Origin of the sequence: Aeromonas sp. ZOR0002 (assembly GCF_963866995.1) — a bacterium.
Classification (GTDB): Bacteria; Pseudomonadota; Gammaproteobacteria; order Enterobacterales; family Aeromonadaceae; genus Aeromonas; species Aeromonas caviae.
Window position 1 is genome coordinate 14,986 of record NZ_CAWMFQ010000395.1, and the last position, 16,507, is coordinate 31,492.

15 protein-coding genes are annotated in these 16,507 nt (G+C 61.9%); 4 read left to right on the forward strand and 11 right to left on the reverse strand.

Annotated features, from left to right (window positions below; translation table 11 throughout):
* Positions 1–67: 67 nt before the first annotated feature.
* Positions 68–346 carry a YcgL domain-containing protein gene (locus AACR77_RS22245; protein ID WP_039039102.1) on the forward strand — a complete coding sequence of 93 codons (279 nt, stop codon included), beginning with the start codon at positions 68–70 and terminating at the stop codon, positions 344–346.
* Entirely contained in the window at positions 343–1,305 is a 963-nt protein-coding gene (locus AACR77_RS22250; protein ID WP_042878927.1) for a lytic murein transglycosylase, read from the forward strand. The genes AACR77_RS22245 and AACR77_RS22250 overlap by 4 nt, the downstream gene beginning before the upstream one ends.
* A 163-nt stretch (positions 1,306–1,468) precedes the next feature.
* Here the strand turns inward: AACR77_RS22250 and AACR77_RS22255 are convergent, their stop codons facing one another.
* From AACR77_RS22255 to ppnP, 3 genes are all read right to left on the reverse strand, one after another.
* Positions 1,469–2,839: an L-serine ammonia-lyase gene (locus AACR77_RS22255; protein ID WP_039039104.1), complete on the reverse strand. Its 1,371-nt coding sequence runs from the start codon at positions 2,837–2,839 to the stop codon at positions 1,469–1,471.
* Positions 2,840–3,123: 284 nt separating this feature from the next.
* Entirely contained in the window at positions 3,124–4,506 is a 1,383-nt protein-coding gene (locus AACR77_RS22260) for an L-serine ammonia-lyase (protein ID WP_010674652.1), read from the reverse strand.
* Positions 4,507–4,662: 156 nt separating this feature from the next.
* Positions 4,663–4,947: a pyrimidine/purine nucleoside phosphorylase gene (gene ppnP / locus AACR77_RS22265; RefSeq protein ID WP_010674653.1), complete on the reverse strand. Its 285-nt coding sequence runs from the start codon at positions 4,945–4,947 to the stop codon at positions 4,663–4,665.
* 268 nt (positions 4,948–5,215) lie between these two features.
* Between ppnP and AACR77_RS22270 the strand changes: the two genes are divergently transcribed.
* Positions 5,216–6,460, forward strand: a complete 1,245-nt coding sequence (locus AACR77_RS22270) for a dicarboxylate/amino acid:cation symporter (RefSeq protein ID WP_039039105.1) — start codon at positions 5,216–5,218, stop codon at positions 6,458–6,460.
* Between the two features lie 108 nt (positions 6,461–6,568).
* On the opposite strand, the gene AACR77_RS22275 is transcribed toward AACR77_RS22270, so the two are convergent.
* Positions 6,569–6,967 (reverse strand): MerR family transcriptional regulator, encoded by a 399-nt coding sequence (locus tag AACR77_RS22275; RefSeq protein WP_010674655.1) that lies wholly within the window; start codon positions 6,965–6,967, stop codon positions 6,569–6,571.
* A 132-nt stretch (positions 6,968–7,099) separates the two neighbouring features.
* On the opposite strand from AACR77_RS22275, the gene AACR77_RS22280 reads away from it, so the two are divergent.
* Positions 7,100–8,263: a thiolase family protein gene (locus AACR77_RS22280; RefSeq protein WP_042878929.1), complete on the forward strand. Its 1,164-nt coding sequence runs from the start codon at positions 7,100–7,102 to the stop codon at positions 8,261–8,263.
* Between the two features lie 61 nt (positions 8,264–8,324).
* Here the strand turns inward: AACR77_RS22280 and AACR77_RS22285 are convergent, their stop codons facing one another.
* The 7 genes from AACR77_RS22285 to AACR77_RS22315 form a co-directional block, all read right to left on the reverse strand.
* Positions 8,325–9,566, reverse strand: coding sequence for an EAL and HDOD domain-containing protein (locus AACR77_RS22285; protein ID WP_042878931.1), 1,242 nt, complete (start codon positions 9,564–9,566; stop codon positions 8,325–8,327).
* Positions 9,567–9,682: 116 nt separating this feature from the next.
* Entirely contained in the window at positions 9,683–10,939 is a 1,257-nt protein-coding gene (locus tag AACR77_RS22290) for an outer membrane protein transport protein (protein ID WP_042878933.1), read from the reverse strand.
* Between the two features lie 251 nt (positions 10,940–11,190).
* Positions 11,191–12,462 carry an outer membrane protein transport protein gene (locus AACR77_RS22295; RefSeq protein ID WP_039039109.1) on the reverse strand — a complete coding sequence of 424 codons (1,272 nt, stop codon included), beginning with the start codon at positions 12,460–12,462 and terminating at the stop codon, positions 11,191–11,193.
* Positions 12,463–12,870: 408 nt separating this feature from the next.
* Positions 12,871–13,614 carry a DUF3379 domain-containing protein gene (locus tag AACR77_RS22300; protein ID WP_042878935.1) on the reverse strand — a complete coding sequence of 248 codons (744 nt, stop codon included), beginning with the start codon at positions 13,612–13,614 and terminating at the stop codon, positions 12,871–12,873.
* The gene (locus tag AACR77_RS22305; protein ID WP_080769901.1) at positions 13,607–14,197 is read right to left on the reverse strand and encodes a sigma-70 family RNA polymerase sigma factor; all 591 of its coding nucleotides are present in this window, start codon (positions 14,195–14,197) and stop codon (positions 13,607–13,609) included. Before AACR77_RS22305 ends, AACR77_RS22300 begins: the two co-directional genes overlap by 8 nt.
* Before the next feature lie 30 nt (positions 14,198–14,227).
* Positions 14,228–15,763, reverse strand: coding sequence for a BatD family protein (locus AACR77_RS22310; RefSeq protein ID WP_042878940.1), 1,536 nt, complete (start codon positions 15,761–15,763; stop codon positions 14,228–14,230).
* 5 nt (positions 15,764–15,768) lie between these two features.
* On the reverse strand, positions 15,769–16,507 hold a 739-nt coding region (locus AACR77_RS22315; RefSeq protein WP_042878941.1), incomplete at its 5' end, for a tetratricopeptide repeat protein.

A 16,507-nucleotide genomic window follows, 5' to 3' on the forward strand; every position in this document is an offset into this window, starting at 1 on the left:
TTCAATTCCTGATGTTATAGTTTGCCACCACCAGAGGCAATAAACCCGTCGGATTATATCAATTTCCATGTTGTGTGCAGTCTATAAAAGTCGCAAAAAAGCCGAGACCTATCTCTTTATTGAACGAAGAGAGGACTTTTCCCGCGTTCCCGAGGTGCTGATGAGTACCTTCGGGCGTCCCGAACTGGTCCTGATGACCAAACTGGACCCGGCCAAGCCCCTGGGGCTGGCCTCCACGGAGCGGGTGATGGCCGCCCTGAAGAGCCAGGGCTTTTATCTGCAGGTGCCACCGCCACCGGAAAACCTGCTGGAGCAGCACAAGGCGCAATTAAAGGACGCACGATGAGGGCGGGGCGGCTGGCACTGCTGTTGTCAGGCGCCCTGTCGGGATCGCCGGTGCAGGCCGGCCCCGATTTTGACCAGTACGTGGCGAGCCTCAAAGAGCAGGCGCTGGCGGCGGGCATGTTGCCCGAGACGGTGAGTGCGGCCTTTGCGGATGTACATCTTGTTGATGCTGCCATCAGGCACGACAAAAATCAGCCGGAATTCAAACTGACCCTGGACACATATATTCCCCGGGCGGTGCCGGAATGGAAAGTCAAGCAAGCCCAAACCTTATATCGCCAGCATTTGCCGCTGCTCACAAAAATAGGCAGGGAATATGGGGTTCAACCCCGCTTTATTGTTGCCTTGTGGGGAATTGAAACCAATTTCGGCAAAATAACCGGCCATTATCCCCTTATCTCTTCTCTCTCGACCCTGGCCTGGGACGGTCGCCGTGAAGCCTTCTTCAAAGGCGAGTTGTTCGATGCCCTGCGCATTCTGGAGCAGGGACATGTGAACCCCGCCAACTTCAAGGGATCCTGGGCGGGGGCCATGGGACAGGTGCAGTTCATGCCCTCGTCATTCCTGCAATACGCGGTGGATCAGGACGGGGACGGCAAGAAGGATCTCTGGGGCAATCTGGCGGATGTATTTGGATCGGCTGCCAATTATCTGAGCCAGAACGGCTGGCGTGAAGACCAGACCTGGGGACGGCGGGTGAGGGTGCCCGAGGCGCTCGATCCGGCGCTGCTGGGGCTTGAGATCCGCAAGCCGCTGTCGGCCTGGCAGGCGCTCGGGGTGCGGCAACTGGACGGCTCCCCCCTGCCTGCGGTCGACATGCAGGCCTCCCTCATCCGCCCCGACGATATTCACGGGCGAAGCTACCTGGCCTATGACAATTACCGGGTACTGCGTCACTGGAATCGCTCCCCCTATTTCGTGGTGGCCGTCGGTACCCTGGCCGATCGCATCGTGAAATAGCTCTCCCCCGTTCTCCTGTCACGGCGAACGGGTGGAGGTGATATGCCCGTCTCTTTTTATCCCTTGTCGGCCTCCCTTTATCCACGAACGCTGCCCTTTAAATCGCGACTAAAAAAAAAAGCGGGAATATATCCCGCTTTTTTCATGTCATCGCGACTCGGCGTTAGTCGCATGCAACCTGCATCACCTTGATGGCCAGGCCACCGCGGGAGGTCTCGCGGTACTTGGAGTCCATGTCCTTGCCGGTGATGTACATGGTCTCGATCACCTTGTCCAGCGACACACGCGGCTTGGAGGTGCGACGCAGGGCCATGCGGGAGGCGTTGACCGCCTTCATGGCGGCGATGGCATTGCGCTCGATGCAGGGCACCTGTACCTGGCCGGCCACCGGGTCGCAGGTCAGACCCAGGTTGTGTTCCATGCCGATCTCGGCGGCTTCACAGACATGCTCGGGGCTGCCGCCCATCAGCTCGGTCAGGCCGGCGGCGGCCATGGAGCAGGAGACGCCCACTTCACCCTGGCAGCCCACTTCGGCGCCGGAGATGGACGCGTTCATCTTGTAGAGCATGCCGACGGCGGCAGCGGCCAGATAGAAGCGGGTGTACTCGTCGCGGCCCACCGGCTGGATGAACTTGTCGTAGTAGGCCAGCACGGCGGGGATGATGCCGGCGGCGCCGTTGGTCGGTGCGGTGACGACGCGGCCACCGGCGGCGTTCTCTTCACTCACCGCCAGGGCGAACATGTTGACCCAGTCCACGATGTTCATGGGATCATTGGAGAGGTTCTCGTTGGTGGTCAGCTGGCGGTAGAGCGGGGCGGCGCGGCGCGGTACGCGCAGCGGGCCGGAGAGGACGCCCTCGGTGCGGCAGCCGCGCTCGATCCCTTCCCGCATGGTGGTCCAGATCTTGCCGAGCTTCTTGTAGATCTCTTCCGGGGTGTTGAAGCACTTCTCGTTTTCCATCATCAGGGCGGAGATGGAGAGACCACTCTGGCTGCAGTGGGCGATGAGCTCGGCGGCACTCTTGAAGGGATAGCTGACGGACATGTCGCCGCTGTCACCCTTGCCAAAGTTCTCTTCGTCGACGATGAAGCCACCGCCGATGGAGTAGTAGGTCTTGCTGTAGACGGCGTCATCTTCGATGAAGGCGGTCAGCCTCATGCCGTTTTCGTGCAGGGGCAGGGCCTCGTCATGGAAGATCATGGCGCCCTTGGGGAAGCTGACGGTGTGGCAGTGCAGGCCGATGGGCAGACGACCGGTCTGCTCCACGCGGGAGATGAATTCGGGGATGGCGTCGATGTCGACGTTCTCCGGCAGGTTGCCCGCCAGACCCATGATGATGGCGGTATCCGTGTGGTGGCCTTTGCCGGTCCAGGAGAGTGAGCCATAGACATCGACCTGGATCCGGGTGATGTCACGGATCTTGCCGCCAGCACGCAGTTCATCCACGAACTGTTTGGCTGCCTTCATGGGGCCGACAGTGTGGGAAGAGGAGGGGCCAACACCGATTTTGAAGATATCAAAAACGCTGATCATGTAACAATTACCTCAGGGTAGAAGGGGGCGCCATGCCCACTCGCAGAAAAGGGATCCATGGGACGGGTCTGTCGTCACAAAGGCCAGGGAACCGGATAACCACAGTGTAACGGTTCAATGCCTAAAAAAAGTTGAAACAGATCTATTTTTGTTGAATTCGTGGCGCGAGTATAAAATTTATTTTGATGGTTATCCATTTTGTTAAGCGCCAGACAAACGTTTTGCAAAAAAATACCCGGCGATGCCGGGTATTCGAGTGCCATATGCGGCTTTATCACAGAGGCTTAACACTCGGTGATGTTGACGGCAAGGCCGCCCCGGGCGGTCTCCTTGTACTTGGTCTTCATGTCGTTGCCGGTTTCCCACATGGTTCTGATCACCTTGTCCAGCGACACCTTGTGCTCGCCGGTGCCGCGCAGGGCGAGGCGGGCGGCATTGATCGCCTTGACTGCGCCCATGGCGTTGCGCTCGATGCAGGGCACCTGCACCAGGCCACCGACGGGATCGCAGGTCAGCCCGAGATTGTGCTCCATGCCGATCTCGGCGGCGTTCTCGACGATGGCGGGGCTGGCACCCAGCAGCTCGGCCAGGGCACCAGCGGCCATGGAGCAGGCCACGCCGACCTCGCCCTGACAGCCGACCTCGGCCCCCGAGAGGGAGGCATTCTTCTTGTAGAGGATGCCGATGGCGGCGGCAGTGAGGAAGTACTGCATCAGCAGCTCGTCATCCACCTTGCGCACGAAGCGATCGTAATAGTGCAACACGGCGGGGATGATGCCGGCGGCGCCGTTGGTCGGCGCCGTCACCACGCGGCCTCCGGCGGCGTTCTCCTCGTTGACGGCCAGCGCAAAGAGGTCCACCCACTCCATCACCATCAGCGGATCCTTGTTGAAATTGGTTTCGCCACAGAGCTGGCGATAGAGGGCGGGAGCCCGACGCTTGACCTTGAGGCCGCCTGGCAGCACCCCCTCGCTCTTGCAGCCACGCTCCACACACCCCTGCATCGCCTGCCAGATCTTGCGAAGCCCGGCCTTGATCTCCGCTTCCGAGCGAAACACCTTCTCGTTGGCCAACATCAGCCCCGAGATGGAGAGGCCGCTCTCCTGGCACTGGGCCAGCAGTTCGGCGCCGCTCTCGAAGGGATAGGGGATGGGGTGGGCGGCATCGAAGCGGGCCGCCTCTTCCCGGGCGTTGGCGAAGTGACTCTCCTCGATGATGAAACCGCCCCCGATGGAGTAGTAGGTCTGCTCGAACACAAGGGTGTCACCCTCATAGGCGCGCAATGTCATGCCGTTGGAGTGGGCGGGAAGGGTTTTGCGCCGGTTGAAGAGGATGGCGCCGATGCGAGGAAATTCGCTGGGTTGCTCGCCGCCCAGGCAGAGGGTCTGGGTCTGCTCTACCTGGGCGAGGAAGGCGGGAATGGCCTCGATGTCCACGGATTCGGGTTCAAATCCGGCCAATCCCAGGATGATGGCCTTGCCGGTGCCGTGCCCCTTGCCGGTCTGGCCCAGTGAGCCGTAGCACTCGACGACAACGCGTCCGGTACGGGAGAGGAGTGCGTTCGCTTTGAGGGTCTGGATGAAGGCGCAGGCGGCCCGCATCGGTCCCACGGTATGGGAGGAGGAGGGGCCTATCCCGATGGAAAACATGTCGAAGACACTGATCATGACGTACTCCAATTATGGATTTCGTCTAAACATTGTAAATTTTTTGTAGTCGTTGAAAAGGGGGGAAATGGCGGGGTGTGATGGCGGTAGGGAAATGGGCGCGGGATAGACGCGCCATGGGGGAGCCGCTCGGCATCCCATGGCGCCCGTGATACATCAGTCGAGGAACTCGCACAGATAGGCGGAGGCGATCTTCACTTCCAGCTTGAAGGAGGAGTGACCGGCCACGTCGAAGGATTCCCCCTGCTGGTAGGTGTGCCACTCATCTTCGTCGGCCAACTGGATGGTGAGGGCGCCCTTGATCACCGTCATGCGCTCCGGGGCGGCGGTATTGAACAGGTACTCGCCCGCTTCCATCACACCAACGGTAGCTTTCTCGCCTTTTTGCTCGAAACCGATGGATTTAACATTTCCGTCAAAATACTCGTTAACTTTCAGCATCTTTTCTTCCCTGTATGCACGTTTGCAGAGCCAACGTAGCACACTGTTTTGGATGTTGTCATGGTAAAAGGAGCAAAAACAGCCGTGTCTCTTTTGAGGCTTTACTTTCTCATAAAGTTATCAATGCATTTCGTTAACGGATTCTGATGTAAAACGGGGCGCAAATATGAGATAAAGCGCACCGCCAGAGCAATGGAGAGGATTTGACGCTCTGGGTGGTCATTTACGCTGTAAAAGTGTGAGTAATTGCTAAATAAAGGAACATTCTGTGTTAACAAAAGGATTAATCAAAAACATCGGCTTCCAGGTAGTGGTGGCCATGGTGCTGGGCGCGCTGGTCGGGGCGCTCATGGGAGAGCAAGCCACGGTGTTTGCGCCGCTCGGCACCCTGTTTATCCAGCTGATCAAGATGCTGGTGATCCCGCTGGTAGCGGTGGCCATCCTGTCCGGGGCCGCCAACCTGGGGGCCAGCCCCGCTGCTGGCAAGATTGGCGTCACCACGCTCGCCTTCTTCCTCGTCACCTCCGCACTGGCGGTGTTCCTGGCGTTGGTGATGGGTCAGGTGTTCAAACCCGGTGTGGGTGTTGACTTTGGCGCCACCGCGGCCATGTTCTCCGGCGACTACGCCGACAAGGGGGCACTGCCCGATGCAGTGGCCACCCTGCTCGGCATGATCCCGACCAACGTGTTCAGCGCCTTGAACGAGGCCAACATCCTGCAGATCCTGGTGTTCTGCATGTTCCTCGGCATCGCCCTGGCCAAGCAGCCCCGCGAGCGCGCCAAGCCGCTGGTGGATGGGCTCAACACCCTGGTGGACGCCTTCGTCTGGATGATCAACAAGGTGATGCTGATCGCCCCCATCGGCGTCTTCGGCCTGATGGCCGACGCCATCGGCACCTACGGCTTCGACGTGCTGACCCTGGTGCTCAAGCTGTTCGTCGTCTATGTCGCCGCCATCCTCATCTTCGGCTTCGTGGTCTATCCGCTGCTGATCGCGTTCTTCTCCAACACGCCGGTACGCAAGTACTTCTCCGCGATGAAGAAACCGCAGATCGTGGCCTTCTCCACCGCCTCTTCCATGGCGACCCTGCCGGTTAACATGGAGACCTGCGAGCGCGATCTGAAGGTGACCAACGCCACCGCTTCCTTCGTGCTGCCGCTGGGCGCCACCATCAACATGAGCGGCAACGCCATCTATTACGGCCTGGTCGCCATCTTCTTCGCCCAGGTCTACAACATCGATCTCTCCATGGGTGCCTGGGCGGCGATCATCGTCACCTCCACCCTCGGTGCCATCGGTCAGGCCGGTGTGCCTGGCCCGAGCTTCCTGGTGGTGGCCGTGCTGCTGGCGGCCGGGATCCCCATCGAGGGTCTGCCGCTGCTGTTCGCGCTGGATCGTCTGTTCGACATGATCCGGACCGCGCTCAACATCACCGGTGATGCGGCCTGCGCCATCATCGTCGATCGCTACAGCCCGGATTACGATCCGAACCGCTGGAGCAAGGAGGCCTGATATCGGGTCGTCCACCGTGCATGACAAGAGGGAGGCTTCAAGCCTCCCTCTTTCATTTGTGTCTATTTGCTGGCGGTGTTCCCCGCTTGCCTCGCCCGTCTGCGTGACTCAGGGGGAGAGGTGTGCCAGGGCCTGGCGGCAGCGCTGCTCGGCCGCCTCCAGCTCCAACAGGACCATCTGGATATCTTCCAGCTGCTGCTGCAGGGTCTCCCGCTTGTCGGCCACCAGCCCCAGCATGGTCTGCAACTGGGAGCGGCTGCTCTTGTCCGCATCGTAGAGATCGAACAGCTCCCGGATCTCTGCGAGGCTGAAGCCCAGACGCTTGCCACGCAGGGTCAGCTTGAGCCGCACCCTGTCCTGACGGCTGTAGATCCTGTGCTGTCCCTGGCGGGTCGGGTTGAGCAGGCCCTGATCCTCGTAGAAGCGGATGCTGCGGGTGGTCACATCAAACTCGCGAGCCAGCTCGCTGATGCTGAAGGTGCGGGTGTCGTCCCTGGATTTGGTCATGGGGCTGTCTTGGCTGCCATCTGGTTGTCAATGCAGGCTGGCACCTTACCCAAACGTCAACTTCCCCGCAAGTCTTGTTCCCGTCGCGGCCACGGCATATGTTATCCCGATGTAACAAGGAGAGTGCTATCGATGGATATCGTGATTGTGGCGGCCAAACGTACCCCCATGGGGGCCTTCCAGGGGGCCTTGAGCGGGCTCGGTGCCCCCGAGCTTGGCGCCTGCGCCATCCGCGCCGCGCTGGCGCAGGCCGGGATGACGGGGGAGCAGGTCAATGAGGTCTATATGGGCAACGTGCTGAGCGCAGGGGTCGGCCAGGCGCCAGCCCGCCAGGCGGCGCTCAAGGGGGGGCTGCCGGACAGCGTGCCCTGCACCACCATCAACAAGGTGTGCGGCTCCGGCATGAAGGCGGTGATGCTGGCGGCGGACAGCCTGCGCCTGGGGGAGGCCGAGGTCGTGGTGGCGGGGGGTATGGAGAGCATGAGCCGCGCCCCCTATCTGCTGGACAAGGCGCGCAGCGGTTTTCGCATGGGGCATCAGAGCGTGCTCGATCACATGTTCCTGGACGGCTTGCAGGATGCCTACGAAGGCCATCTGATGGGTCATTACGCCCAGTTGAGTGCCGATCGCAGCGGACTGACCCGGGCCGACATGGATGCCTTTGCCATCGCCTCCCTGGAGCGGGCGCTGACGGCGCAGCGCAGCGGTGCCTTCGGGGCCGAGCTGGCGCCCGTGATGGCCGGGGACACCCTGCTGCTGGCGGACGACGAGCAACCGGGGAAGGCCAGGCCCGACAAGATACCGACCCTGAAACCGGCCTTCAGCAAGACGGGCACCATCACGGCGGCCAATGCAAGTTCCATCTCGGACGGGGCGGCAGCTCTGGTGCTGATGCGGGGCGAGACCGCTGCCCGGCTCGGATTGCCGGTGCTGGCCAGGGTAGTGGGTTACCAGAGTCACGCGGCCTTGCCGGCGGAGTTTACCAGTGCCCCCGTCGGCGCCATCGACAAGTTGCTGGCACGGGTGGGCTGGTCGGTGGAGGAGGTGGACCTGTTCGAGGTCAACGAGGCATTCGCCATGGTGAGCATGCTGGCCATGGCAGGGTGCGGCATCCCCCATCACAAGTTGAACGTGAACGGCGGGGCCTGTGCGCTGGGGCACCCTCTTGGCGCCAGTGGCGCCCGCATCCTGGTGACCCTGATCCATGCCCTGCGTGCCCGCGGGCTCAGACGAGGGGTGGCGAGCCTGTGCATCGGGGGAGGGGAGGCAACGGCCATCGCCATCGAGGCAGGCTGAATGCGTGGGTGAGATTGCTGCGGGTTGATGACATGACAACGTCCCTTCAAGAGGGACGTTGTCATGTCTGGCGGGAGTGGACCGGTTGCTCTTCCATGGCCTGAAGCTGCTGGTTGACCCAGGCGGTGGCGCTCAGATAGAGGTGGCTGACTTTCTCTTCGTTGAGGCCGAGCCGGACGGTGTTGGCGGCGACCCGCTGCCAGTCGGCTTTCTCGAAATCTTCACAGAACGCCAGGTAGAACCCGAGCTTGCCCTTGCGGGTGAGCAGGGCGGCACGAATGTCGTCGGTCAGGGGAATGGAGCCGAGCAGCTGATCCAGCGGTTCTCCCATGAGCACGTCCAGCAGGGAGAAGAGGCCGGTGACAAAGGCTTGCTGTGCCTGCTCTGCGGGCGCATGGGTCTGGGCCAGCAGTTCGCAGAACCGGGCTCTGATGAGGGACATCTGGTGGAGTTCGGCACTCTTTTCACTCCCCGCACTGGTGGCGGCGATCAGGGCGACGAAGCGCTTGAGCTGGGCGTGCCCCAGGGAACTTGCGGCCTGGCGAAACGAGGCGATGGGTTGTGGGAAGCGCTTGAGGTGGTTGATGTAGCGCAGCAGCTTGAGAGAGAGGGTGAGATCCTGATTGAGCAGTTGCTCAATCTTGTCCAGATCCGGTTCGGTCTGATTGACCACCTCGAGCAGTTGCATCACCACCAGCTGGGCCGGTGGTATGGTGGGCTGTTGCACCATCTGAGGGCGGCTGAAGAAAAATCCCTGGAACAGGGTGACGCCGAGCTGCTTCATCCGCTCGAACTCGGCCTGATCCTCGACTTTCTCGGCCAGATAGGTGAGGGGCAGGTGGCGATGATTCGCCATGAAGTGCTCGATGCAGGGTTGCGGCGTGCTGCGCAGGTCGAACTTGATGATATGGATGTAGGGGAGGAACCTGTCCCAGTCTGAGACCATGGTGAAGTCATCCAGCGCCAACCGATAGCCCAGCCCATAGAGCTGGATCACTTTCTCCAGCAGCGCATCGTCGGGCTCGGCATCCTCCAGGATCTCGATCACCACCTTGTCACGGGGGAGGCACTCGGCCAATCCGTCCAGCAACAGGGAGTGGGGGAAATTGATGTAGCAGGGGTGATCCCCGATGAGCTGATCGATGTTCTGCTGCAAGAACTGCTCGGCAACCAGCCTGGAAGTGGCCTGCTGTGCGGAGACGGAGGGAAATACATTGTCCAGGCTGTCGCGAAACAGCAGCTCATAGGCTTGGGTGTTCAACTCCCGATCCAGAATGGGCTGCCTTGCTACATAGGAATACATGCATCTCTCCACCATGGTTACAGGCTTGATTCTATGGTGAAGCGGATCACTATGCCAGTGCCGACCGGTCGGGAAGGTCAACAACTGGCATACTATTTGTCAGGAAACCCGGGGTGTCAGAACAGGTAGTTGAGCTGCAGGCCGGCGAGCCAGGCATCCCCTTCCGAGGTGCCATTGAAAGTGGAGGTGGTCTGGGGGATGCCCGGCCTGAGCTGCATAGTTTCGCTCACGTCCACCTTCTTGCCGTCGATCAGGGTCAGCCCCAGATCCAGCGAGAGGTGGCGGTCAATCTGATAGCCCACGCCGGCGCTGTACCAGACCCGATCCGAGTCGGGGATGGAGATGGTGCGGCGATCCGCCGGGACCGGGCTGCGGTCGTAGGCGATACCGGAGCGCAATTGCCACTGGGGGGCCAGCTGGTAGGTCATCCCCAGGGCATAGCGCCAACTGTCTTCCCAGTGCTCCTCCTTGATGTGCATGGTGCCGTGGTGGTCGAGCTCGGATTCGAGCTGCACGAATTTGCTCCAGTTGGTCCAGTTGATGCTCGAATGCAGCGCCAGGGCCGGGGTGAGTTGATGGAACAGAGCCAGCTCGGCGGTGGCGGGCAAGGGCAGATCCAGGCTGCCAGTATCGGTGAAGGGCTGGCCCCTTTGATCGATGCCGATGGCGTCACCGGAGAGGGTCAGGGTTACGTCGTGGCGATAGGAGAGACCGATGCGGGTTGCCTGCGACAACTCAAGCAGGGTGCCCAGGTTCCAGCCCATGGCCCAGCCATCCCCTTTCAGGTGCTTGGCTATCTGGTTGTTGGAGGGGAAGGTGCCACCCACTTCCCCTTCCCCCTGAATGGCGGAGAGACCGGCCCCGACGGACCAGACGCGGTTGATGCGATAGGCCAGGGAGGCCCCCAGATCCACTGTCTTGATGTCGGAGACGTTGCCGAAGTGACCGGCGTTGTAGTTGTCCGGCATCTTGACCCCGAGTCCGTAATAGGAGGTGGCGGCAAGCCCGAGGCGCCATTGCTCGCTGAGGGGCACGATGAGATAGGCGTTGGGCACCCAGGCGTCACCCGCAATGTCGTGGGCTCCGGCATCCAGACTGACCGGCCCCTGAGTGGTAGGCACCCGGGTGGTGCCCTCTATGTTGACGTCGGGGTGCACGTGGATAACGCCGCCGGAGAAGGCCAGGGTATCGAACCGGGTCATGGCGGCGGCATTGCGGGAGAGCACGCTGGCATTGTCGGCGATGGCGGCCTCACCCGCGAAGGCACGCCCCATGCCGGTGGCGGATTGCTCCGCGAGCTGGAAGCCGGCAGCCTGCACCTGGCTCGACAGCAGCAAGAGGGCTATAAGGGAGGGTTTGAACGTCGGATGCATGGTCTTTCCTCGGGATGAACTGGGTGTTCATTCTGTTATTCGGTTGGGGCCGGGATTTTATATGGTATGACCAGCAAGGCAACGGGGAGAGGGGAACGTGGGGCAAAACGGGATTAAATGCTGAAAGAAATACCCATAACAGATTGATAAAAAAAGAAAAGAGTACAGTTGTTTACTACAGCTGTGCGCTCAGATAACGAAATTGGATAAAAAAAGAGCGCCCTGGGGCGCTCTCGATGATGACATGAAAATCAGAATTTCATGTTGAACTGGGCGGAAGCCAGCAGGGCGTTGCCGTGGGAGGTGCCCTTCCAGCGCAGCGCATCGCTGTGGTTGCGCAGGCCTTCGTTCACGTCCACTTCCTTGCCGTCCAGATAGGCCATGCCGAAGTCGAGGCTCATGTCCGGATTGATGTGGTAGGTGGCACCGGCGCTGTACCAGATACGGTCGGAGTCAGGAATGCTCAGGCTGCGGTATTCCGGCTCGATGGGGCTGTTGTCGTAGGCGAAGCCGATACGGGCTTCCCAGGACGGGTTGACGTACCAGGTACCGCCCAGGGCGTAACGGGCAGAGTCCTTGAACTTCTCGTCTTTTTGCAGGCACACGCCGCCGGCGCAGTTGCTGCTGGTGGCCTTGAGCTCCTGGAAGGCGCTCCAGTCGGTCCAGTTCACGGAGTAGTGGACAGCGAATTGCTGGTTCAGGCGGTGGTAGCCTGCGAACTCGGCCTGGGCCGGCAGATCCAGCTTCAGGTTGCCATCGACGACGCGGTTGCCGGAGGTGGCGCCCTGGAAGTCGCCGTCAAAGCTCAAGTCCACCTGGGAGCGGTAGGTCAGGGCGAGACGGTTGTTTTCGTTGATCTCGTACAGGGTGCCGACGTTCCAGCCAAAGCCCCAGGTGTCGCCCTTCAGGTGAGCCAGACGGGTATCGGAGTTGGCGCCCGGAATGGCGGCGGAAAGCGCACCGGCATAACGGTTCAGCTCGGCGGCGGCGTAGACGGCATTGATGCCGGCACCGACGCTGAAGCTGGAGTTGATGCGATAGGCGATGTTGGGGTTGATGTTGAAGGTCAGCAGCTCGGTGTCACCGGCGCCGGCACCGGCCGCGAAGGTCTTGGAATATTCGGTGGAGAGGCCGTAGTTGGAGAAGAGGCCGATCCCCCAGGCCCACTGATCATTCAGGGGCTGGATGAAGTAGGTGGCCGGCACGAAGGCATCGGGGGCGATGTCGCTCTCGCTGGACGGAGCCAGCTTGGTGGGGCCGGCATAGATGTCGCCAGCCACATCCACGTCGGGCTTGATATAGGTGCCGGATACAGACAGTGCCATCTTGTCGAAGGTGGTCATGGCCGCCGGGTTACGGGACAGCACGGCCGCGTTGTCGGCGATGGCTGCTTCACCTGCGTAGGCGCGACCCAGACCGGAGGCCGAGTGCTCGTTCAGCTGGAACGCGGCGGCGAAGGTCTGGGTGCTGGCCAGGGTCACGGCCGCAGCGATCAGGCTTTTCTTGAAAAAGGCAGTTGTCATAGTGTTCTCTCTTTGTAAGCAGATTTTCTGTCGACATCGCGGCTCTTTGGCGGCTATTGACGACATGATCTGTTGTTATGTCAGCTTCTTCCCATTCATTGCTGGCGTGATTCTATGGATCTGGTAGGAGGTAAGAAATCAGACCAGTGACAGCAGAATACATAAAAGTTTCCATTGTGTTAATCATTTGTTTTAACTTGCCGTTTTATTAGGCTGATTTATCTATTATTGGATAAATAAAGCACAAATGGTGCCGTTTGCGTCATTTAAAATAAATAGTAAAAATGTGACTTCGCGCGGGCAATGGGCGGGAACATGCGGGGATGTGGGGATGAACAGGCAGACAATGAGGATGTCTGCCTGTGATGTGGCTGAGGCGGAGGACGAGTCAGCCTGGGTCAAGGTCTGTTAAATGGACCAGTGCAGGCGTGACTCAAGCTGGCGGGCAACCGGGGCGAGGGGCTCCTGCATGTCTCCGATGAGCACCATGTTGGCCCCCTTGAGCGGCAGTATCTCCCCCTTGAGGGTCCCGTCTGCAAAATCGGACTGGATCGTCAGTGGCAGATGCTTGGGGACGAGGAACAGGGTGACCGGTCCCATCTTGCCCTGGAGCACCATGTGCAGGGCCGGTCCCTGGTAGAAGGCGCAGTGGTTGACATAGGTTACCTTCATGCCCGGCATCTCGCTCAGGGTGGCACCATATTTCTCCATTTTTGCGTTGATGGTGTGCAGGCTGACCCGCTCATCCACCGCATGAATGAAGGGCTCTTCCCCATAAACGTGGGACATGGCGACCTGAGCCAGCGACAGGGTGTCCGGTGCCACAGGCCAGCTGATCCAGCGGGTGCTCATGCCGAGCAGGAAGGCGACCGAGGCTGCGATGGCCAGAGCGCGCCATTGCGTGCGTGCAGGAGTGGCGGGTAGCGAGACCACCTGCTCCTCTTCGGCTGCCATCGCCTGTCTGAGCAGGATCCGCTCCGCAAGACCGGCCGGTACGTCCACTTCCAGAGTGCTGCGCACCTGGCGCTCGAGCTGCTGCATCTCGTCCAGATGCTTGCGATTGGCCGGTGACGCCTCGGCGGCTTTCAAGAAGGCGGGATCCCTGTCCGAGGGGTGAGTGATGGCCCGGCGGCGAAATTCAAGCTCATCCATTGGTGTGTCCTCTCTGTTGTTTCGCAGACTCCATGGCCTCTTTTATCTGGTTGCGGGCGCGAAACAGCCTTGTCATGACGGTGTTCTTGTTCAGGCCGAGTTGCTCGGCGATCTCCTCCCCGCTGAATCCCCCCAGTACCTGCAGCAGCAGCGGCTCCTGATACTCGGCAGGCAGGCGGGCGATGTGGCGCCTGAGCCATTCGTGCTCCATCTCCTGCTCGCTTGGCAGGACACCCTGATCCCGCAGGGGGTGCTCGTCGAGGTCGACGAGATCGAACTGCTTTCGCTCAAAGCGGCGGGCATTCTCCCGCCGCAATATGGTGATGAGCCACGCCTTGGCAGCCTTGTCGTCCAGCAGGGTATCTATCGCCTTCCAGGCGCGCAGGAAAGTCTCCTGCACCAGATCCTCGGCGATTTGCGGATCCCGGCACAGCCAGTAGGCGTAGCGGTAGATGTCCCCGTGCAGGGCGTGCACCAGGGCTTCGTACTTGGTTTGTTTGTCTGCCATCTCCCCATAGACCGGAGACGCGCAGGGATCCTTTCCCGTGTCGGCCCTTTTTCTTCTGAAAAAACCTAACGCCATAAAGGGGTGTCCTGTTTCATGAGGGGCGCATCATGCACGCATCCACGCCAGTATTCGAAGACCATAGGCTATCGCAAAGCTCTCCCAGGTGCACAACTCCCTGGCGAGCGCCTGCCTGGGCAGGTGTTCGCCAGGGACTCGTTTGGGGGAAAAACAGGCCCGATCCAGGCCGTCCAGCAGCGCCCCCATGGCGGGGTCGCGGTGACAGGGCAGCCTGGCCAGATGCAGACAGGGGGTGTCCCAGCGCAGGACGGCCCAGGTCAGCAGGGTTTCCCTGGCCTCGTCAGGAGATCCCGTGGCGAGGGCCCGTTGCAGGCGATAGAAGGCGCGCCAGCGCGGCCAGCGGCGCATGAATGCCCGCAGCAGGATGGCCAGGAGCACCCAATAGAGATACTGGACCCCTGGTGCGGGGGAGGCGGGAGTGGCGCTCTCCCTTGCCGTGAACACCAGAGAATGTGCGGGCAGGCGCGCCTCCTCGATGCGGCCGCTCTGGGTGTTGAACCAGCGCAGGGTCTGGGGGGGCAGCACATAGCGCCCCGCCTCGTCGGCGGTCAGGGCCTGGCGCCACTGGCGCTCGAAGCGAAGCGCCCCCTCGGCCACGAATCGCTCCTGTTGCTGCTCGCCGTCCGGCTTCATGGAGAGGCCGGCGGGCAGGGGCGGGGCCGGCAAGGGGGGCAGGCGGTTGCCATCCCCCCCTTCCATCACCAAGGTGAGGATGCGGATCACCGGCTCACCCACCCTGGCCTGCGCCGGGCTGAACTGCTGGCGCAACACCAGGCTGCTCGCCACCGGCTCCAGGGGGGCCTTGTCCACCTTGATGAAGAGGGTCGCCGCCCTGGCGGACAGCAGATCCCCCGCGTTGCCCGGCGCGGTCGCACCGGCCTGGTCCTGGTGCGGCAACCGCCCCTGGAAGCGGGGGGATTCGACGGGATGGAGTCCGGGTCCTTTGGCCTGCAGCAGCCATTTTCTCGTGAGACGCCCGGGCAGGCCGGGGCTGGCAGGAGAGTCCCAGCGGTCCTCGCCAAGGCGGCGAATGGTAAAGGCCGGGGTGATGGGCTCGCCGAGGTTGGGGGCCTCCAGGTTGGCGGGCAGCCAGAGGGTCAGCTCATAGATGAAGGGCTGGCCGGGGTAGAGATTCCCCTCATGGAGCGCCCGGGCCTGCAGCTCGACCGGAGAGAATACCGGGTCTTGTGCCGGCATCAGGGTGCCGTCCAGGGAACGTGTCGGCACCGCCAGGGAGGGGGTGAGATCGGCGCCAAGGGGCAGGGAGGGCACCTGGCGCGGGCTTGTATCGAGCAGGTGCAGGGGGATCTGCCAGCGGGTCAGGCTGCGGCTCTGGGCACTGACCCGCTGGATGCTGACCCGCCCGACCGCAAACTGGCGCAGCAGCGGTTGCAGGTTGAGATCCTCATCGCGGTACATCCCGTCGGCCTCGATGATGAGCAGCCAGTCGCGCTCGCTCGCCCCCGGCAACAGCTCGGCCTCGACAGGGACGGCCTGCACCCGCATGGCGCACAGGGCGAGCAGCAGCCAGCAGCCGATCCGGGGGGAGAGTAAGCGCAGCACGAGGATCACCAGGGCTCCTCCACCTTGATCAGGGGGCGGCGCAGGGCCTCCTTGCGAAGGCGCTGCTCCAGCAGCAGCACGGGGGGCGCCGGGGGGCGGGGAGCCTCTGAGGCGCGGGCGGGGTCGGGAGTGTCGGCCTGCTCCGGGGCATTTGCTGAGGGCGTTGTCTGCGGCGGGTTGGCCCGTAGCAGGGCCAGGTTGTGCAAGGCATCCCTGTGCCCAGGTTCAAGGCGAAGGGCGCTCAGATAGGCCTGCTCCGCGGCGGCAAGATCCCCGAGCCAGACCAGGGCATTGCCCCTGTTGTAGTGGGCGGTGGCGCTGTTTGCCCTGCCATAGGCGGCGACGGCCCTGGCGTAATCCCCGGCTCTATAGCAGGCGTTGCCTTGCCAGACCGGATCCTGGAAGGCGTTGGCCGCTTCCCGATAGTGTCCCTGGCGATAAGCCTGCCAGCCTGCTTCATCTTGTCGGGAGGCCGCCTGCAGGGAAGGGGGCGCGACGCCAATGACGAGGATCACCAGCAGCCAGTGGGCGCCGATCCGCGCCAGCAGCGCCAGGGGGAGCAAGGGGATGAGCAGCCAGGGGCCGAGATCCCGGGATTGCCCCTGCGTCAGGGCCTGGCCCATGGGCAGGGGGGCAAAGCGCGGCAGGCCGGAATCAAGCCAGGCCAGCCTGCCTCCGGTACTGGCGGCAAGGGCGGCCATGGCCTCCTCGTCGGGCGCCGGCAAGGTGTGGCCGATCGGGCTG